Origin of the sequence: Pseudoxanthomonas composti, assembly GCF_004122095.1 — a bacterium.
Lineage (GTDB): Bacteria > Pseudomonadota > Gammaproteobacteria > Xanthomonadales > Xanthomonadaceae > Pseudoxanthomonas_A > Pseudoxanthomonas_A composti.
The window spans coordinates 530,337-549,249 of sequence record NZ_SAWZ01000002.1 but is presented as its reverse complement, the minus strand read 5'-3'; the positions used below and the strand labels follow the sequence as shown (position 1 = coordinate 549,249).

Genomic DNA, 18,913 nt, shown 5'->3' with positions numbered 1-18,913 from the left:
CCGGGTGGCGCGGTCGCATCTGCGACCGCGGGAGCGTGATGGGTCGTGGGTGTGCTAAGGGTTCAGCGTGCGGCGGCCGCGGAGGCCGTTGGCTGCTTGGCCAGATCGCGGAACAGCTGCGCCTCGCGCTCGCGGTACGGGGTGCCATCGCCCTTCATCAGGTCGTGGAACCACAGCACCGGCTCTTCCATCGTGTAGGGGCGCTTCCAGCTGTCCCAGGGCATGCGCGTCTGGATCGCGCCATCGACCAGGCCCCAGTTGATCATGCCGATGTTCTCGCGGCGGGCGATCGGCAGGATGCTGTCCACCGCCGAGCCGCTGCCGCGCGCCATCCACTCGGTGCAGATCAGCGGACGCCCGTAGGGCCGCAGCTGGGCGATGCGCGCCTCGAAGAACTCGGGTTGCTCGTAGTTGTGGAAGGTGATGATGTCCGAATGCGCCAGCTGCGCGGTCTGGATGGCATTGAGCGTGGGCGCACCCGGCGACCAGTCCTTGCCGATCCACACGCCGCTGGTCAGGGGCTGGATCGGCGATTTGCTGCGCGCCCAGCCGAAGGCCTTAGGCAGGATCTGCGCGATGCGCGCCTGCTCCTGCGGCAGCTGCTTGCCTTCGTAGTTGCCACCGCCGGGGTTGTCCGGCTCGTTCCAGATGTCCCAGGCCAGCACGCGCTTGTCCTTGGCGAAGGCGCCGACCACGCCTTCCACATAGCTGCGGAAGTGCGCGTCGCTGGCCGGGTCGACCAAGGCATGGCGGCCCGGGCTCTGCAGCCAGCCGGAGTTGTGCACGCCGGGAATGGGACGGCGCTGCGCGCCCAGCACCGGGTCCGGGTCCCAGCAGCTGTCGAACAGCACCAGCACCGGACGGATGCCGTGCTTCTGCGCGATCGCAAGGAAAGCATCGATGCGCTTGACCAGGCCCTTGGGGTCCTGCTTCCACAGCAAGTCGTGCAGGTACACGCGCATGGTGTTCATGCCGTACTTCTCATGCGCCCAGCCCAGCTCGCGGTCGATGGTGGCCGCATCGAAGGTCTCAGCCTGGAACATCTCCAGCTGGTTGATGGCGTTGGACGGAATGAAGTTGGCGCCCACCAGCCAGGGCTGCTCGCGGTACCAGGCATTGGCCCGGTCGGCGCTCCAGCGGTCGGCGGCGCCGGCCACGGCCGCGGCCTGGTCCTGCGGTGCGGCGGCTTGGGCAAAGACGGCGGCCGGGGCGGCGAGCGCGAGGCACAGCAACAGTGCGATGGCGGATTTGCGGGGCGCGCGGGTCCGCGGCCTGGGGTTCAACGGCATGGTGTGCTCCTGAGTGGTGTGGCCAAGGCCAATGGGGACGCAACGCGGCGGCGTCGAAACGCCGAGGCGAACGCGATCGGAATGGAACGGTGTGGGGTGCGCAGGCGCGTGCGCGCCGCGCCAGGCGATGCCATCGCCGGTGATGGGGCACTGACGGCCGCATGCGGGCTGGCCACGCCGGAATCGATCCAACGATCACCGGCGGTGCGATGCCGCATGCGAAATGTGCGCTTCATGCGCGCACCCGCTCGGGTGCACGGACAGCTGCCGCTCTACGCATGTCCCCTCCCAAGGTGTGCGTAATGGCCGACTCGAATGCGCCGGGCTTTACAGTCCAGCGTGGCGGCATATTATCCGACAATATGATTTTTTCAACTTTTATGACAACCGGCCGCTACGCCGTGTCCGCGATGCTCGCCTTTGGCCTGGCCGCGACCTGCAATGCCACGCCCGCCACGCCTGGCGCCCAGCCCTCCGCAGCCCCTCGCCCGGTGCTGGATGAGGAGTTCGCGGACCCATTCGTGCTGCCGCTGCAGGACGGTTCGCTGGTCGCCTTTGCCACCAATCGTCGCGGGAAGGACGGCACTGCCCTGCACGTCCCGATGTCCACCTCGCAAGACGCCCTGCACTGGACAGCGCCGCGTGAGGCCATGCCGCAGCTGCCGGCATGGGCGCGCGCCGATCGCCCGGACCTGTGGGCGCCAGAGGCCATCCGTGCCGGCAATGGCTACGTGCTGTTCTTCAGCGCACGCCATGCCACCCGGCGCCGGCCCGATGGCCTGACCCTGTGCATCGGCGCGGCGGTGTCCAGGGACGCCACCGGCCCGTACGTGCCCCAGCCCGAGCCGCTGACATGCGGTGGCGAGCATGGCGTGATCGATGTCAGCCCGGTGCGCGAGCGCAGCGCCTCGGGCGGGGAACATCTCTGGCTGCTCTACAAGACCGACGGCAACTGCTGCGGCGCGCCAACCACCTTCGTGGCGCAGCGCCTGCGCGCGGATGCGCAGGCGCTGGTCGGCGAACCGCAGGTGATCCAGGGCGCGGTCAACGACCAGCCGTGGGAAGGTCATGTGGTCGAGGCGCCGCAGATGGTGCAGCACGCAGGCCAGTGGTACCTGTTCTTCGCCGGCAACGACTATGGTTCGGGCGCGTACGCGACTGGCTATGCGCGCTGCGACAGTCCGCTGGGGCCGTGCGTGGACGCCGGGGAAAATCCCATCCTGCGCAGCCGCGACGGCGATCCGCCGCTGGTCGGCCCGGGGCACCAGTCGGTGTTCGAGCATGCTGGGCGAAGCTGGATCGCTTTCCATGGCTGGCGACCGGCCGAAGGTGGCAGGCCGCGCTATCGCGCCATGTATGTCCTGCCCCTGGACTGGCGCCAGGGTCGTCCGGTGCCGAGGGAATGACGCGCGCGGCAGCGCGGGCGCGGCTGCGTGCTTGCTTCTTGGACCAATGGTGTAGAACCCGCGCGCTCCAGCGACCACGACTCCTGCCCTCGTCGCATTGCGTGTCCGTGACGGAATCATATAATCAGACAAATAGATCCGACCGCGGGTGGCACAGGCTGACGGGCCTGCGACGACTTCCCCGACGGCCCGCTTCAATGTCCCAGGGACCTGCAGCATGAATGACACGCACGCGGATGCCTTCATCGGCATCAACTGGGGCAGCTCGAATTGCCGGGCCTACCTTATCGATGCGCGCGGCCAGGTGGTGGACAGCCTGGAGGCGGCCGCGGGCGTGGCCAATGCGCAGCGCGATGACATGGTGGCGCTGGCCAATCGCATCCGCCGCCAGTGGCCACAGGCCGAACGCGTCTATGCCGTCGGGATGATCGGCTCCAACATCGGCTGGGTGGATGCGGGCTACGTCGACGCCCCGGCCGGGATCGCCGAGGTGGCCGCCAGGCTGGTGCCTGCGCAGATCGGCGAGCTCGCCCTGCGCATCGTGCCCGGCGTGGCCTGCGAGCGCGCTGCCGATGGCGCGCCGGACATCATGCGTGGCGAGGAGACCGAGCTGCTCGGCCTGCTGGCCGCGGGAAGCCTGCAAGGCGCGTCCATCGTCGCCCTGCCCGGCACGCATACCAAGTGGGTCGCAGTGCAGGACGGGCGCATCGGCGAGTTCATGACCGCCATGTCCGGCGAACTGTTCGACCGGCTCGCCAGTGGCGGCGTGCTGGCCTCGGTGCTGTCCGGTCCCGGCGAGGATGGCCCGGCCTTCCGTGCCGGGGTCCGCAGCGCGGTGGAGGGCCACCATGGGCTGTCCACATTGCTGTTCGGCGTGCGCGCGCGCTTCATTCGCGGCGTCCTGCCCCGCCAGGAGGCCAGCGCTTACCTGCGTGGCGTGCTGATCGGTGCGGAGCTGGCCGACGCGCGCAGGCTGTTCCCTGCCCTGGCCACCTGCGCCGTACCGCTGGTTGGATCGGCCGCGGTTTGCGCACTCTATGCAGCTGCGCTGCAGGAGATCGGCATCGCCTCGCATGTGGTGGCCTCGGCCGATGCGGTGGCACGCGGCCTGATGGAAATCGATGCGCTGGCACGCCACCAAAGTTGAGTGGCGCCTGCTGCATCGCAGCGTTTAAATTGTCTGATTATATGTTTTAGTACCATCACGCACGAGGGAGGTTCCATGATGGGGATTGGGAGCAGGCAGGTGGGTCTGTGTGCCGGTGTCGTTGCGATGGCGCTGGCGGGCTCGACCGCCGCCCAGGAACGGACGGTGGTCGGCAGCCTGCCGGACGGGACCAAGATCGAATCCATCGCCCTGCGCGATGCCAGCGGCATGCGCGCGAGCATCCTCACCCTGGGTGCGGCGCTGCATTCGCTGGAAGTGCCGGACCGCGATGGCAAGTCCGCCGACGTGGTGCTGGGCGACAAGTCTCTGGAAGCCACCCTGGCCAAGCCGCAGTATTTCGGCACGATCGTCGGACGCTTCGCCAACCGACTGGCCAAGGGGCGTTTCACCCTGGACGGGCGCAGCTACAGCGTGCCGCTCAACGATGGTCCCAACAGCCTGCATGGCGGCAAGCAGGGCTTGGACAAGGTGGCCTGGACGGTGGTCAAGTCCTCGCCGACCAGCGTGACCTTGCGCTACGTCAGCCCCGATGGCGACCAGGGCTTCCCCGGCAAGCTGACCGTGGATGCCACCTATGCGCTGGAAGGCGACGGCAAGCTGGCCATCGAATACAGCGCCAAGGGCGACAAGGACACCATCGTCAATCTCAGCAACCACACCTACTGGAATCTTTCCGGGGAGGGCGCGGGCACGGCGATGGACCATGAGCTGACCCTCAAGGCCGATGCTTACACCCCGGTCGATGCCACCTTGATTCCCACCGGCGAGATCAAGCAGGTGCAAGGCACGGTGTTCGACTTCCGCAAGCCCAAGCCGATCGGCCAGGACCTGCGCAATGTCGGCGTCGAACCGCAGCTGCTGCTGGGCCTGGGCTACGACCACAACTGGGTGGTCAGCCGCAGCGTCTCCAAGCAGCCGCGCGAAGTCGCACGCGTGCGCGACCCGCGCTCTGGCCGGGTGATGACGCTGACGTCCAACCAGCCGGGCCTGCAGTTCTATTCGGGCAACTTCCTGGACGGCAAGACCGTGGGCAAGAGCGGCCGGCTGTACCGCCAGGGCGATGCCTTCGTGCTGGAGCCGCAGCTGTTCCCCGACACGCCCAACCAGCCCAACTTCGGGTCGGCCAAGCTTGCCGCGGGACAAACCTACGTCAACCGCATGGTCTACCAGTTCAGCACCGACCGGGGCGTGCGCACGCCCTGACCGGAGCGTCCTGGCGGGCGCTGCCACACCGTATGGAACCCTGACGCGATGGCCGCCGGCCACCGCGGACGGGAGTGTCATGTCATTGCATCTGTCTGGGAGGGTCGATGCAGACCACTGAAGGGAGGGCGTCAGCGCCTTTCAACGCCACCGGATGCAGATGTTCCCCACCCACCCGTCCGGTTCGCAAACCTGGCGAGCGTGGAAGCCACAGGCCATGCCGGGCCACTGAGCCGGCGTGGTCGCGGCAGGGCCTGGTCGCAGGGTCCTGTCCGAGCGTCTGAAACATCCGCTGCCTGATCCGCTGAACCCTCACTGCCGCAGCCTCCGCCGCGGCGGCCACCCAACGCTTTCGTCCGGAGACGACGTCATGCAACACCGGCCTTCCCGTTCCCTGTTGTCCGTCTCGATCCTGTCCGCACTGCTGCTGCCCGCCCTGGCCGCCGCACAGCAGACCCCCGCCACCGATACCACGGCCCAGGAACAGGCCGGCGCCAGCGCGGGCGATGCCACGCAGCTGGATGCGGTCAAGGTCACCGCGCTGCGACAGAGCCTGGAGACCGCGCAGAACATCAAGCGCGATTCGGACATGGTGGTCGATTCCATCGTCGCCGAGGACATCGGCAAGCTGCCGGACAACAGCGTGGCCGACGCGCTGCAGCGCGTGACCGGCGTGCAGATCGCCCAGGGCACGCAGGGCGAGACCACCGGCGTGGTGATCCGTGGCCTGCCCGACGTCATCAGCACGCTCAACGGCCGCGAGATCTTCAGCAGCTCCGGCCGCGGCTATGCTTTCCAGAACCTGCCGGCCACGGCGGTCAAGACTCTCAGCGTGTACAAGACCAGCGAGGCGCAGTTGCCGCTGGGCGGCATTGCCGGCGTGGTCGATATCCAGCTGCGGCGTCCCTTCGACTTCGACGGCCGCGAAGTCGCCGCGACCTACAACGCGGTGCAGAGCAAGTACGGCGGCTCGCTCGATCCCAACGCCAGCCTGCTGCTGAGCGATCGCTGGGACACCGGTGCCGGCGAATTCGGCGCGCTGGTGAACTTCGGCTACATCGAGAAGGAGTACGCCTACGACGCGGTCTGGGGCGATTTCCCCAAGGTCCTGACCGATGGCAGCGGCACCCCGATCCGCACCGAGGGTGGCGACCTGATCGCCGCGCCCAACGGCTTCGGCACCGCCTACAACCATGGCGATCGCAAGCGCGGTTCCTTCAATTACGCTCTGCAGTGGAAGCCCAGCGAAAACACCGAGGTCTACCTGGAAGGCCTGTACGACTGGGTCAGGGACGACTACTCGCAGAACTACTACTTCTCCTTCCCGGTCGGCAGCGTGGCGCCCTCGCAGCTGGGCGTGGGCAACAACTGCTATGCCAACCAGCTCCCCGGGGAATTCTTCGGGCAGAACATCTGCGATGCCACCAACGGCACCTGGAGCGGCGACACCTACTCGGCCACCAGCACCCAGGCCCATGAGCAGAAGGGCCAGGACATCCAGAACGCGCTGGGCTTCAAGTGGCGCGGCGACCAGCTGCGCTTGTCCACCGAACTGTCGCGGACCTCGGGTTACTACTACAACCCGAACTTCATCATCGACACCTTCCTGGCCGGGCCGATCACCACCAACTGGGGCGGCAGCGGCGGCGGCCACGTCAACTGGCACCTGTCGGGCAACCCGGCCCTGGACCCGAACAACTTCTACCTCAACGGCCTGTTTCAGACCTGGAGCCGCAGCGAGGGCGAGGAGAACGCCTGGCGTGGCGATGGCGCCTTCCAGTTCATGGACGGCCCCATCGACACCCTGCAGTTCGGCGCGCGTTATGCCGACCGCACCTCGATGCAGCGCGGCAGCGTGGAGATCTCCACCCCGCCCCCCGGCGGCCCGGGCACCGGCAACATCACCGCCAACCCGAACCCGGACAACCAGGTGACCGCGCGCTTCCCCGGCACCGACTTCTTCTGCAGCATGCGCGACAACAGCGCGATGAGCCAACGCTGGCTGACGCCCTGCTTCGATAACCTGATCGCCAACCGCGACGCCTACCGCAACTTCTACGGCTTGCCCTCCGGCGAGCCGGTGGAGAACCCCGGGCGCTTCTTCGAGATCCAGGAAAAGAAGCTGGCCGGCTACCTGCAGGCCAGGTACGACACGGAACTGTTCGGCCTTGCGGTCAGCGGCCTGGTCGGCGCGCGCGTGGAAAAGGTCAAGCGCTCGCTGGATGCGTTCTCCTTCGACGCCAGCACCGGGCTCTACAGCCCGCTGGCGCTGGAGACCGAGGACACCAACGTGCTGCCCAATGCCAGCATGAACATGAAGTTCAACGATGCCTGGCAGCTGCGTGTCACCGCGGCCAAGACCCTGGCCTACCCGGCATTCGGTTCGCTCAACCCATCGCTTTCGCTCAACCCGGGCACCATCAACCGTGCCGGCCAGGCCGCCAGCGGCAACGCCAACCTGACCCCGATCGAATCCAAGAGCTATGACGCCTCGCTGGAGTGGTACTTCTCGCAGGTGGGCTACGCCAGCCTGGGCCTGTTCTATCGCGACATCGACGGCTACATCCAGAACTACACCACCGACGTCACCATCGGCGGCGAGGCCTACCAGCTGACCCAGCCGCAGAGCGCAGGCAGCGGTTACCTGCAGGGCGTGGAAGCGGCCTGGCAGCAGACCTTCGACTTCCTGCCCGGCGCCTGGAGTGGGTTGGGCGCGCAGTTCAACTACACCTACATCGATGGCGAGACCGAATCGCCGGCCTTCATCGGCGGCCCCACGGTCAAGCGCCCGCTGCAGAACGTCTCCAAGACCAACTACAACGCAGTGCTGTTCTACGAGAACTTCGGTGTCTCGGCGCGTCTGGCCTATGGCTATCGCGGCCGCTATGTCGCCGGCTTCACCCAGAACACGGTCTCGGGCAACGAGGACCAGATCGTGCCAGCCAACCAGCTGGACTTCTCTGTCAGCTACGACGTGACGCCCAAGACCACCCTGGTCCTGGCCGCCACCAACCTGCTGGGCGAGAACCTGTACCAGTACTGGGGCGGCGGCAAGACCCGCCCGCGCGATATCCGCTACCAGGACCAGACTGTGTCCTTCGGCGTCCGGGTCAAGCTGTGACCCAGCGCTGCGCTCTGCTGGTCGCCGCGCTGGTGCCGACGCTGCTCTGCGTCGGTACCAGCGCTGCCTTGGCCGCGCCCAAGCCGGAAGCCCCGGTGGTGGGCACGCGGCTAGCCAAGGGCATGAGCTATGCCTCGGCTGTGCGCCTGTCGCATCAGCGCGATGCGGCCGACAACGGGCGCACGTTGATGGTGTTCGAGATCGCTGGCGATCCGACACTGCCGCTGTACGTCAGCCGCGACGAGGGCGATCACTGGACGCTGAGCGGCAAAATCGCCGACCAGACCCACGGCGGCTCTGCGCACTGGAGCCTGCACTGGCAGCCGCACCTGAGCGAGCTGTCGCGCAGCAGCGGTGATCTGCCGGCCGGCACGGTGCTGCTGGCGGCCAATGCCATCGAGCGCAATGCCGACAGACGCATCACCGCCCAGGACATGCAGCTCTATGCCAGCGCCGATGGCGGGCGGACCTGGAAGTACCGCAGCTCGATCGTCAAAGGCTCGGGCCAGCCCTCGGACCGCCTCAACGGCGGGGTGTGGGAGCCTTATATCGTGGTGCTGGACGATGGCCGCATGGTGGCGTTCTATTCCAGCGAGCGTCACAAACGCGCCGGCTTCAACCAGCTGATCGCGCACAAGGTCTCCAGCGACGGCGGCAGGACCTGGGGTGAGGAAGTCTTCGATGTCGCCCTGCCCGGCGGCGTGGACCGTCCCGGCATGGCGGTGGTCCAGCGCCTGCCGAACAAGCAATACGCCATGGTCTACGAGACCATCGACAACACCGCCGCGCCGAACAGTGGCCAGGTGCATATCAAGTTCAGTCGCGACGGCCTGGAATGGAATGCGGCCGATCCGGGGGTTGGCCTGCAGACCCTGTCCGGTGGCTGGCCTTCGGCCTGTCCCATGATCCAGTGGCTGCCGGGCGAAACCCGTGAGGGCGTGCTGATCGTGGCCGCGCAGCGCGCCGGTGGCGGGGCCGACCCAGGGGCCCGCACGCTGTACCGCAACGACACCGGTGGCCGCGGTCCCTGGTGGGAAACCGTGGCACCGGTGCAGAAGCGCACGGGCAACACCCACGCCGGCTGGACCCAGGTGATCCTGCCCCGCAGCGACGGCAAGCTGCTCCATGTCACCTCCTCCTCCGTGGCCGCCACCCCGCAGGTGGACGAGGACAACGAGATCCTCTACGCCAGCGCGCCGCTGGACTTGAACCGATACGAGGCCGAGAACGCCCTGCGCACCGGCGCGGCGCAGATCGAGGACGTCTCTGCCTCGGCCGGGCGTCGGGTGCGCGTGGCCGGGGTCGAGGGCGCGCGGCTGGTCTTCCCCGTGCAGTCCGCGCGGGCCGGCCAACGCCAGGTGCAAGTGCGCTTCCGGGACATCGGCCTGGGAGGCGCACCGCAGCTGCAGGTCAACGGTCAGCCGGGCCAGGTCCTGGGCACCAGTCAGGACGTCGGCTGGCGCACGGCAACGTTCCAGGCCGCGTTCAAGTCCGGGGAGAACCGCATTATCGTGGACAACCCTCGGCAGCCGCTGGACTACGACGCCATCGACCTCGGGGCCGTGTCGCCATGATGCAGCGGGCCAGCTCGTGCTTGACGAACGGGGTTGATGGGGCCCCTTATTGTCGGATAATCAAAGCGTTCGCATCGCGCGGCGCGGCCGGCGTAAGGGGATCCAGTGAGACAAATCGCGGTTCGCAACCTGCACGACCAGGTGATCCAGGAGATCGGTCGCATGATCGTGGTGGGCGAGATCAAGCCTGGCGATCTGCTGCCACGCGAGGAAACCCTGGCCCAACGCATGGCGGTCAGCCGCTCGGCGCTGCGCGAGGCGCTGAAGGTGCTGGGGTCCAAGGGCTTGATCGAGACCAAGCAGAAGACCGGCACGCGGGTGCGCGATCCTCGCTTCTGGAACCAGCTGGATGCCGACGTGCTGGCCTGGCGCTGTGCCTCCATGCCCACCGACGACTTCGTCGAGAAGCTGGTGGAGATGCGCGAGATCATCGAACCGGCCGCGGCTTCGGCAGCGGCGCGCCGGCGCACGCCCGCGCAGCTGGAGGCCATCCGCAATGCCTACGAGGCGATGGAAGCCGCCCAGGACCAGCAGGCGTGGACGCGGGCGGACCTGGAGTTCCATGCCAGCGTGCTGGAGGCGGCCAACAACGAGTTGCTGGGCTCGCTGTTCTCGGTGATCGACACCGCGCTGGAAGCCTATCTGCTGCTGTCGGCCAGCACCGCGGCCAACTTCAAGTATTCCCTGCCGCGCCACCACGCGGTCTACGACGCCATCCGGCTCAAGCGGCCGGAGATGGCGCGCGAGGCGATGCACGGGATGATCGTGGACTCGCGCGCCAACATCAAACGACGCGGACGTACCCGCAAAACCAAAAGCTGAGGAAGTTTGTATGAGTACCGCATGGCTGCAACCCCTTCCACTGGTTGCGATCCTGCGGGGGCTCACGCCGCAGGAGGCATTGTCCATCGGCGGCGCGCTGGTCGAGGCTGGCTTCCGCACGCTGGAAGTGCCGCTCAATTCGCCCGACCCGCTTCAGAGCATCGGCCTGCTGGCCGAGGCCTTCGGCGACCGCTGCCTGGTCGGCGCCGGCACCGTGATGACGCCGGCACAGGTCCAGGACATCGCCGGCGTCGGCGGCAAGCTCATCGTCATGCCGCACGCCGACACCCAGGTGATCGCCGCGGCCAAGGCCGCCGGCCTGGTCTGCGCGCCTGGCGTGTCGACCATGACCGAGGCGTTCGCCGCGCTGGCCGCAGGCGCCGATGCGCTCAAGCTCTTTCCCGCCGAGCAGCTGCCGCCGGCCGTGCTCAAGGCCTGGCTGAGCGTGCTGCCCAAGGGCACCGCGCTGCTGCCGGTGGGCGGGATCACCCCGGACAACATGGACGCTTATCTCGCCGCGGGCGCTGCCGGGTTCGGCATCGGCTCGGCGTTGTTCAAACCTGGCGTGGACGCGGCCGAGATCGGCCGTCGCGCCCACGCTTTCATCGATGCCTGGAACCAGGCCAACAGGGCCCCCACCCCATGAAGATCACCGCTGTCACCACCTTTCTCGTCCCGCCGCGCTGGCTGTTCGTCCGTATCGATACCGATGCCGGCATCAGCGGCTGGGGCGAGCCCGTCGTCGAGGGCCGCGCGCACACCGTCGCCGCCGCTGTCGATGAGCTGTCCGACTACCTGATCGGCAAGGACCCGCGCCATATCGAAGACCACTGGCAGGTGCTGTACCGCGGTGGCTTCTATCGCGGCGGGCCGATCCTGATGAGCGCGCTGGCCGGCATCGACCAGGCCCTGTGGGACATCCATGGCAAGGCCCTGGACCAGCCAGTGCACAAGCTGCTGGGCGGCCCGGTGCGCGAGCGCATCCGCGTGTACTCGTGGATCGGCGGCGACCGCCCGGCCGACACCGCGCGCGCGGCCAAGGCCGCGGTCGAGCGCGGCTTCACCGCGGTCAAGATGAACGCTACCGAAGAAGTGCAGTTCGTCGACACCCACGACAAGGTCAGCCGGGTGCTGGAAAACGTGCAGGCCGTGCGCGATGCGGTGGGCCGGGACGTGGGCCTGGCGGTGGACTTCCACGGCCGCGTGCACAAGCCGATGGCCAAGGTGCTGATGCGCGAGCTGGCGCCCTTCGGCCTGATGTTCATCGAAGAGCCGGTGCTGTCCGAGCACTTGGAAGCGATCCCCGAGCTGGCCGCGCTGTCGCCGGCGCCGATCGCGCTGGGCGAGCGGCTGTATTCGCGCTTCGACTTCAAGCGCGTGCTGCAGCAGGGCGGCGTGGACATCCTGCAGCCCGACCCCTCCCATTCCGGCGGCATCACCGAGACCCGCAAGATCGCGGCGATGGCCGAGGCCTACGATGTGGCCATCGCCCTGCACTGCCCGCTGGGGCCGATCGCCCTGGCCGCCAACCTGCAGCTGGATGCGGTCTGCTACAACGCCTTCATCCAGGAGCAGAGCCTGGGCATCCACTACAACGCCACCAACGACCTGCTGGATTACCTGGTCGACCGCGCGCCCTTCGCCTACAACGAGGGCTACGTGACCATCCCCGATGGTCCGGGCCTGGGCATCGAGATCAACCAGCAGTACGTGGACGAGCGCGTGGCCGAAGGCCACCGCTGGCGCAACCCCATCTGGCGCCACGCCGATGGCAGCGTGGCCGAGTGGTGAGCGCGATGAGGGAGGACATCGAGCACACCCGGGACGACATGGCCCGTTACCCCAGCCTGGCCGGGCGCGCGGTGCTGGTCAGCGGCGGCGCCACCGGCATCGGCGCCAGCTTCGTGGAGCAGTTCGCCCGCCAGGGCGCACGCGTGGCGTTCCTGGACATCGACGACGTCGGCGCGCAGGCCCTGCTGGCCAGCCTGCAGGACGTGGCGCATGCACCGGTCTACCTGCACACCGATGCGACCGACGTGGCCGCTCTGCAGGCTTCCATTGCCCAGGCGCGCACGCAGATCGGACCGATCGGCGTGCTGGTCAACAACGCCGCCAATGACGTGCGCCACGACTTCAGCCAGACCACCCCGGAGGACTTCGAGCGCAGCATCGCGGTCAACCTGCGCCACCAGTACTTCGCCACCCAGGCAGTGGTGGAGGACATGCGCGGGCTGGGCGGCGGCTCGGTGATCTGCTTGGGCTCGACCAGCTGGATGATCAAGAACGCCGGCTACCCCATGTACACCATGGCCAAGTCGGCCGTGCACGGGCTGGTCAACGGCCTGGCGCGCGAGCTGGGCCGCGACCGCATCCGCATCAACGCCCTGGTGCCGGGCTGGGTGATCACCGAGAAGCAGCGCCGCCTGTGGCTGGATGCCGAGGGCCAGGCGCAGATCGAACGCGCCCAGTGCCTGCCTGGCTACCTGCAGTCGGAGGACCTGGCGCGCATGGCCCTGTTCCTGGGCGCCGACGACAGCCGCATGTGCACCGGCCAGCAGTTCATCGTCGACGGCGGCTGGGTGTGAGCATGGCCCTGGCAAGTCACGATGCGCGCACCGTGGTGCCGGCCGGCAACCGCCTGGGCGAAGGCGTGGTCTGGTGCGAACGCGAGCAGGCCCTGTACTGGACCGATATCCACAACGCGGTGCTGTGGCGCCACCGCCCGGCCGACGGCCAGACCCGGCAGTGGCCCATGCCCGAGCGGCTGGGCTGCCTGGCGCTGTGCCAGGCGCCGGGCTGGCTGCTGCTGGCGCTGGCCTCGCGCCTGGCCTTCTTCCACCCCGAGACCGGCGAGCTGCGCGAGCTGCATCGCCTGCCCGGACGTGGCGACACCCGCGCCAACGATGGCGGCTGCGACCGCCAGGGGCGCCTGGTGTTCGGCACGCTGCACGAGCCCGCCCAAGGCGACAAGCAGCCAGTGGGGGCGTTCTGGCGGCTCAATGCCGACCTGTCGCTGGAACAGCTGCCCCTGCCCGGAGTGGCCATTTCCAACAGCATCGCCTTCAGCCCGGATGGCGAAACGATGTACTTCTGCGATTCGCTGGACAAGCGTATCCAGCGCTGCGCCTATGGCGATGTGATCGGGCCGGTATCGACTTTCGTCGCATTGTCCGACCAGCCCGGTGAGCCCGATGGTTCCGCAGTGGACGCCGAAGGTGGCCTGTGGAACGCGCAGTGGGGGGCGGCACGCATCGTGCGCTACCTGCCCGACGGCCGCCTGGACCAGATCCTGGTGGTGCCCACCGGCCAACCCACGCGTCCTGCCTTCGGCGGCCCTGCCCTGTCCACCCTCTACGTCACCAGCGCCCACGACGGCATGGACGATGCGGCGCGGTCGCAGGATCCGCAGGCCGGCCATGTGTTCGCCCTGGACGTGGGCGTGCGCGGCCTGCCCGAAGTCCGATTCGCCGGCCATCCAGATTCAGCCGCGCCTCGCTAGGGGCGCGGTTCACTTGCGGAGATTCACCGAATGCGTCTTTCCACCCTCGACATCGCCATCGTGCTGGTCTACCTGGCGGGCATCTTCATCCTGGCCCAGCTGGTCTCGCGCGAAAAAGGCGGTCGCGAGAAGTCCGCGCAGGACTACTTCCTGGCCAGCCGCAGCCTGCCCTGGTGGGCCATCGGCGCCTCGCTGATCGCGGCCAACATCTCGGCCGAGCAGATCATCGGCATGTCCGGCTCGGGCTATGCCATTGGCCTGGCCATCGCCTCCTACGAATGGATGGCGGCGCTGACGCTGCTGATCGTGGGCAAGTGGTTCCTGCCGATCTTCCTGCGCAACCGCATCACCACCATGCCGCAGTTCCTGGAGGAGCGGTACGGCACCCGCATCCGCACGGTGATGGCGGTGTTCTGGCTGGCGCTGTACGTGTTCGTCAACCTGACCTCGATCCTGTGGCTGGGCTCGATCGCCATCGCCCAGGTCACCGGCCTGAACCAGGACGTGGCGCTGGTGCTGCTGGCGCTCTTCTCGCTGGCCTACCAGCTCTACGGCGGCCTGAAGGCCGTGGCCCTGACCGACATCGTCCAGGTCAGCCTGCTGGTGCTGGGCGGGCTGATGGTCACCGGCATCACCCTGAGCCAGATCGGCGATGGCAGCATCGTCAACGGCTTCACCACGCTGTGGCAGCAGCACCCGGACAAGTTCGAAATGATCCTGCATCCGGACAACCCCTTCTACAAGGACCTGCCGGGCCTGTCGGTGCTGCTGGGCGGCATGTGGATCGCCAACCTGAGCTACTGGGGCTTCAACCAGTACATCATCCAGCGCGCCCTGGCGGCCAAGGACATCAAGGAAGCGCAGAAGGGCATCGTGTTCGCCGCGTTCCTGAAGCTGCTGATCCCGGTGATCGTGGTGCTGCCGGGCATCGCCGCGGTGATGCTGGCCCCGGGCCTGGAGCGCCCGGACGAGGCCTACCCGACGATGATGCGGCTGCTGCCCAGCGGCGTGCTCGGCCTGGTGTTCGCCGCGCTGATCGCCGCGATCGTGGCCTCGCTGGCGTCCAAGATCAATTCGGTGGCCACCATCTTCACCCTGGACTTCTACGCCAAGCGCGCGCCGCAGGCCTCGGAGAAGCGGCTGGTCAACGTCGGCCGCCTGGCCGCGGTGGGCGCGATCATCGTGGCCACCCTGACCGCGCGGCCGCTGCTGGGCGGCTTCGACCAGGGCTTCCAGTACATCCAGGAATTCACCGGCTTCTTCACCCCGGGCATCGTGGTGATCTTCTTCCACGGCATGTTCTGGAAGCGCGCCAACGAAGCCGGCGCCCTGACCGCGGCCATCAGCTCCTTCGTGCTGTCCATGGTGCTCAAGCTGGCGCTGCCGCAGATGCCGTTCATGGATCGCATCGGCGTGGTGTTCCTGCTGTGCCTGCTGCTGTCCACCGTGGTGGCCCTGTTCACCAAGGCCACCGGCGACCGCGACCGCATCCAGACCCGCGACGTCAGCTACGCCACAGCGCCTTCGTTCAACATCGCCTCCATCGCGACCCTGGCGGTGATCGCTGCGTTGTACGCCACGTTCTGGTGAGGCGTGGGAGGTTGAGGAGTGAGTGGAGAGGAGTGAGGAGTGAGCGTTAGAACCGCGCTCGCGGCGGGTCACTTCTCACCACACTCTCCTGGCTCCTGCTTCAGGCGAGACCACGCACATCGATCCGACGATCAATGGCCGATCACCCGAGTGTCCAGGCGATGGCGGCAGCGCCGCCGCTTTCTGTGGGAGCGGCTTTAGCCGCGAAGGGGCTTGCCACGCGAGCTCATGGGCTGAGGGTAAGGCCCTTCGCCGATGAATCGGCTCCCACAGGTTGGTGAGCTGGTTCTTCCCAGGCTGGCAAGAGAAGTGGGCCAAGACAATGTGAGGTATGCGCACCAGGACAGCGCTCCTGCTCTTGCACTTACTCACTCCTCACTCCTCCCCGCTCACGCCTGCTTCAAGCAACGCGGCACTCGAAGGGCTGCAGCGCGACCGCCGTCGCTTCCCGTGGGAGCGGCTTCAGCCGCGAAGGGGCTTGCCACGCGAGCTCATGGGCTGAAGGCAAGACCCTTCGCCGATGAATCGGCTCCCACAGGTTGATGAGCCGCTTCTTCCCAGGCTGGCAAGAGAAGTGGGCCAGGAGAAGTGAGGAGTGAGCGCCGAGACAGTGCTTCTGCTCTTGCACTTCCTCACTCCTCACTCCTCCCCGCTCACTCCTCTACTTGGGAGCGACGGCCAACACCGCCCCCTTGTACTTCTGCCCGATGAAATCCCGCACCGGCTGGCTGGTCAGTGCCTTGGCCAGGGCCTGGATGCGCGGATCGTCGCGGTTGTCCTCGCGGGCGACCAGGAAGTTCACGTAAGGCGAGTTGGAGTCCTCAATCGCCAGCGCGTCGGTGGTCGGGTTGAGGCCGGCGTCCAACGCATAGTTGGTATTGATCAAGGCCAGGTCCACCTGGTCGAGCACGCGCGGCAGCATCGCCGAGTCCAGCTCGCGGAATTTCAGGTGCTTGGGGTTCTCGACGATGTCGCGCTGGGTCGACAGCGCATTGCTGGGATCCTTGAGCTTGATCACCCCGGACTTGTCCAACAGGATCAACGCCCGGCTGTTGTTGCTGGGGTCGTTGGGAATCACCACGTCCGCGCCATCGCGCAGCTCGGCCAGGGTCTTGATCCGGCGCGAGTAGGCGCCGAAGGGCTCGATGTGCACGCCGGCCACCGTGACCAGCTTGGTGCCGCGGTCGCGGTTGTAGGCGTCCAGGTAGGGCTCGGTCTGGAAGTAGTTGGCGTCCAGCTGCTTCTGCACCACTTGGTCGTTGGGCTGCACGTAGTCGTTGAACACCCGCACCTTCAGGTCGATGCCCTGCTTGGCCAGGATTGGCTTGACCACCTCCAGCACTTCGGCGTGCGGCACGGCGGTGGCGGCCACCGACAGCGTCTGCTGCGGGGCGGCCGCGCTCCCGCCTTTGCCGCAGGCGGCCAGGGCGACGGTGGCAAGGGTGAGGAACAGGGCGTTGGTGAGCTTCATGGGGGTTTTCCGTGGAGGTCTTGCCGAATCAGGCACAAGCCTGGATCAGCGGCGGGTGAAATGGGCGGTGAGGCGGTCGCCCAGCATCTGGATCAACTGCACCAGCACCAGCAGCAGGGCCACGGTGACCACCGCCACGTCGGTCTGCGAGCGCTGGTAGCCATCGCGATAGGCCAGGTCGCCCAGGCCGCCCGAACCGATCGCCCCGCCCATGGCGGTGAAGCCGACCAGGGCGATGGCGGTGATGGTGGCGGCCGAGATCAGCCCCGGGCGCGCCTCGGGCAGCAGCACCCGGGTGATCAGCTGCCAGGTGGTGGCGCCCATCGCGGTGGCCGCCTCGACCACGCCGCGGTCCACCTCGCGCAGCGAGGCCTCGGCCAGGCGCGCGAAAAACGGCGCCGCGCCCACCACCAGGGGCAGGATCGCGCCGCGCACGCCCAGCGAGGTGCCCATGACCGCCAGAGTGATCGGGATCAGGCTGATCATCAGGATGATGAAAGGCACCGAGCGCAGGATGTTCACCACGAAGGCCAGGCTGTTGTACAGCCACGGCCGCGACTGCGGCCGGCCCTTGCCGGTCAGGAACATCAGCACGCCCAGCGGCAGGCCGATCAGCAGGCTCAGCGGCAGCGAGGCCGCCAGCATGATCAGCGTATCCAGCGTGGCCGCGGCGATCTCCTGCCCCTTGGCCGCATCGACGTTGGGGAACCAGGCGCTGCCCAGCACCAGCGCGCTCATGCCAGCACCTCCACGTCCACGCCCGCGTGTTCCAGCGCGGCGCGCACGGACTCGACCTGGCCGGTGAAGGCCACGGTGAGCTGGCCGTACGGCGTGTGGCGGATGCGGTCGATGCGGCCGGACAGGATGCTGAAATCCGAGCCGGTCTGCCGCGCCACGGCCGCCAGGATCGGCTGGTAGGTGGTGTCGCCGGTGAAGGTCAGGCGCAGCCGCAGGGCGTTGCCGGCCTCGATGGAGACCTCACCCTGGCCGTGGGCGGGATCGGCCTCGCGCACGAAGCGCCGGGTGGTGGGGTGCTGGGGGTGCAGGAACACCTGGGCCACCGCGCCCTGCTCCACCACGCGGCCGGCATCGAGCACCGCCACGCGGTCGCAGATGCGCCGCACCACGTCCATCTCGTGGGTGATCAGCACGATGGTCAGGCCGAGCTCGGCGTTGATGTCGGCCAGCAGGTCCAGCACCGAGGCGGTGGTCTGCGGGTCCAGCGCGCTGGTGGCCTCATCGCACAGCAGCAGCATCGGATCGGTGGCCAGGGCGCGGGCGATGCCGACGCGCTGCTTCTGCCCGCCGGACAGCTGCGCCGGATACTTGCGGGCATGGTCCTGCAGGCCCACGCGCGCCAGCAGCTCCGGCACCCGCTGGGCGATGCGGCTGGCCGGTTCGCCGGCGAGCCGCAGCGGGAACGCCACGTTGTCGAAGATGGTCAGCGAAGACAGCAGGTTGAAGTGCTGGAAGATCATGCCCACCCGGCGCCGCAGCGCACGCAGGCCCTCGCCATCCAGCCGGCCCACGTCCTGGCCCTGGATCAGCACCTGCCCGCCCGAAGGCGCTTCCAGGCCGTTTAGAAGGCGGATCAGGGTGGACTTGCCCGCCCCGGAGTGGCCGATGATGCCGAACACCTCCCCGTCCTGGATCTCCAGGTCCAGCGGATGCAGCGCCGCCACGGTGTGGCCGCCGGCGACCGGGTAGTCTTTTCGAACCTGCTGAAGTCTGATCACGTTGCCTGGGGGCCATGCCGAACACGCATGGCCA

General features: G+C 67.8%; 15 protein-coding genes. 11 read left to right on the top strand and 4 right to left on the bottom strand.

The window, feature by feature from the left end; all coding sequences use genetic code 11:
- Positions 1-62: 62 nt before the first annotated feature.
- Positions 63-1,289, bottom strand: a complete 1,227-nt coding sequence (locus EPA99_RS05630) for a cellulase family glycosylhydrolase (RefSeq protein ID WP_129470209.1) — start codon at positions 1,287-1,289, stop codon at positions 63-65.
- 380 nt (positions 1,290-1,669) lie between these two features.
- Here EPA99_RS05630 and EPA99_RS05625 point away from each other — a divergent pair, with 380 nt between their 5' ends.
- The 11 genes from EPA99_RS05625 to EPA99_RS05575 all read left to right on the top strand — a co-directional run bounded on the left by EPA99_RS05625 (position 1,670) and on the right by EPA99_RS05575 (position 15,672).
- A complete protein-coding gene (locus EPA99_RS05625) occupies positions 1,670-2,695 on the top strand; it encodes a glycoside hydrolase family 43 protein (RefSeq protein ID WP_164978570.1) in 1,026 nt (341 codons plus the stop codon).
- Positions 2,696-2,912: 217 nt separating this feature from the next.
- Entirely contained in the window at positions 2,913-3,842 is a 930-nt protein-coding gene (locus tag EPA99_RS05620; protein WP_129470207.1) for a 2-dehydro-3-deoxygalactonokinase, read from the top strand.
- Between the two features lie 78 nt (positions 3,843-3,920).
- A complete protein-coding gene (locus EPA99_RS05615; RefSeq protein WP_241688273.1) occupies positions 3,921-5,066 on the top strand; it encodes an aldose epimerase family protein in 1,146 nt (381 codons plus the stop codon).
- A 370-nt stretch (positions 5,067-5,436) separates the two neighbouring features.
- Positions 5,437-8,187, top strand: a complete 2,751-nt coding sequence (locus EPA99_RS05610; protein WP_129470205.1) for a TonB-dependent receptor — start codon at positions 5,437-5,439, stop codon at positions 8,185-8,187.
- Positions 8,184-9,761: an exo-alpha-sialidase gene (locus EPA99_RS05605; protein ID WP_129470204.1), complete on the top strand. Its 1,578-nt coding sequence runs from the start codon at positions 8,184-8,186 to the stop codon at positions 9,759-9,761. The genes EPA99_RS05610 and EPA99_RS05605 overlap by 4 nt, the downstream gene beginning before the upstream one ends.
- 105 nt (positions 9,762-9,866) lie before the next feature.
- Positions 9,867-10,583 (top strand): FadR/GntR family transcriptional regulator, encoded by a 717-nt coding sequence (locus EPA99_RS05600; RefSeq protein ID WP_129470203.1) that lies wholly within the window; start codon positions 9,867-9,869, stop codon positions 10,581-10,583.
- A gap of 10 nt (positions 10,584-10,593) precedes the next feature.
- A complete protein-coding gene (locus tag EPA99_RS05595) occupies positions 10,594-11,229 on the top strand; it encodes a 2-dehydro-3-deoxy-6-phosphogalactonate aldolase (protein WP_129470202.1) in 636 nt (211 codons plus the stop codon).
- Entirely contained in the window at positions 11,226-12,374 is a 1,149-nt protein-coding gene (gene dgoD, locus EPA99_RS05590) for a galactonate dehydratase (RefSeq protein WP_129470201.1), read from the top strand. The genes EPA99_RS05595 and dgoD overlap by 4 nt, the downstream gene beginning before the upstream one ends.
- Before the next feature lie 5 nt (positions 12,375-12,379).
- Positions 12,380-13,168, top strand: a complete 789-nt coding sequence (locus tag EPA99_RS05585; protein ID WP_129470200.1) for an SDR family NAD(P)-dependent oxidoreductase — start codon at positions 12,380-12,382, stop codon at positions 13,166-13,168.
- Positions 13,169-13,170: 2 nt separating this feature from the next.
- Positions 13,171-14,082: an SMP-30/gluconolactonase/LRE family protein gene (locus EPA99_RS05580; protein WP_129470199.1), complete on the top strand. Its 912-nt coding sequence runs from the start codon at positions 13,171-13,173 to the stop codon at positions 14,080-14,082.
- A gap of 30 nt (positions 14,083-14,112) precedes the next feature.
- Positions 14,113-15,672 carry a sodium/sugar symporter gene (locus EPA99_RS05575; RefSeq protein WP_129470198.1) on the top strand — a complete coding sequence of 520 codons (1,560 nt, stop codon included), beginning with the start codon at positions 14,113-14,115 and terminating at the stop codon, positions 15,670-15,672.
- 661 nt (positions 15,673-16,333) lie between these two features.
- On the opposite strand, the gene EPA99_RS05570 is transcribed toward EPA99_RS05575, so the two are convergent.
- The 3 genes from EPA99_RS05570 to EPA99_RS05560 are packed head-to-tail and all read right to left on the bottom strand — an operon-like array spanning position 16,334 to position 18,879.
- A complete protein-coding gene (locus tag EPA99_RS05570; RefSeq protein ID WP_129470197.1) occupies positions 16,334-17,143 on the bottom strand; it encodes a MetQ/NlpA family ABC transporter substrate-binding protein in 810 nt (269 codons plus the stop codon).
- Between the two features lie 45 nt (positions 17,144-17,188).
- The gene (locus EPA99_RS05565) at positions 17,189-17,881 is read right to left on the bottom strand and encodes a methionine ABC transporter permease (protein WP_129470196.1); all 693 of its coding nucleotides are present in this window, start codon (positions 17,879-17,881) and stop codon (positions 17,189-17,191) included.
- Positions 17,878-18,879, bottom strand: a complete 1,002-nt coding sequence (locus tag EPA99_RS05560) for a methionine ABC transporter ATP-binding protein (protein WP_129470195.1) — start codon at positions 18,877-18,879, stop codon at positions 17,878-17,880. The genes EPA99_RS05565 and EPA99_RS05560 overlap by 4 nt, the downstream gene beginning before the upstream one ends.
- Between the last annotated feature and the right edge of the window lie 34 nt (positions 18,880-18,913).

Bases quoted from the DNA above. Each gene is read 5' to 3' on its own strand.
- EPA99_RS05630 (WP_129470209.1), bottom strand. From the start codon at position 1,289: ATGCCGTTGAACCCCAGGCCGCGGACCCGCGCGCCCCGCAAATCCGCC.
- EPA99_RS05625 (WP_164978570.1), top strand. From the start codon at position 1,670: ATGACAACCGGCCGCTACGCCGTGTCCGCGATGCTCGCCTTTGGCCTG.
- EPA99_RS05620 (WP_129470207.1), top strand. From the start codon at position 2,913: ATGAATGACACGCACGCGGATGCCTTCATCGGCATCAACTGGGGCAGC.
- EPA99_RS05615 (WP_241688273.1), top strand. From the start codon at position 3,921: ATGGGGATTGGGAGCAGGCAGGTGGGTCTGTGTGCCGGTGTCGTTGCG.
- EPA99_RS05610 (WP_129470205.1), top strand. From the start codon at position 5,437: ATGCAACACCGGCCTTCCCGTTCCCTGTTGTCCGTCTCGATCCTGTCC.
- EPA99_RS05595 (WP_129470202.1), top strand. From the start codon at position 10,594: ATGAGTACCGCATGGCTGCAACCCCTTCCACTGGTTGCGATCCTGCGG.
- dgoD (WP_129470201.1), top strand. From the start codon at position 11,226: ATGAAGATCACCGCTGTCACCACCTTTCTCGTCCCGCCGCGCTGGCTG.
- EPA99_RS05585 (WP_129470200.1), top strand. From the start codon at position 12,380: ATGAGGGAGGACATCGAGCACACCCGGGACGACATGGCCCGTTACCCC.
- EPA99_RS05580 (WP_129470199.1), top strand. From the start codon at position 13,171: ATGGCCCTGGCAAGTCACGATGCGCGCACCGTGGTGCCGGCCGGCAAC.
- EPA99_RS05575 (WP_129470198.1), top strand. From the start codon at position 14,113: ATGCGTCTTTCCACCCTCGACATCGCCATCGTGCTGGTCTACCTGGCG.
- EPA99_RS05570 (WP_129470197.1), bottom strand. From the start codon at position 17,143: ATGAAGCTCACCAACGCCCTGTTCCTCACCCTTGCCACCGTCGCCCTG.
- EPA99_RS05565 (WP_129470196.1), bottom strand. From the start codon at position 17,881: ATGAGCGCGCTGGTGCTGGGCAGCGCCTGGTTCCCCAACGTCGATGCG.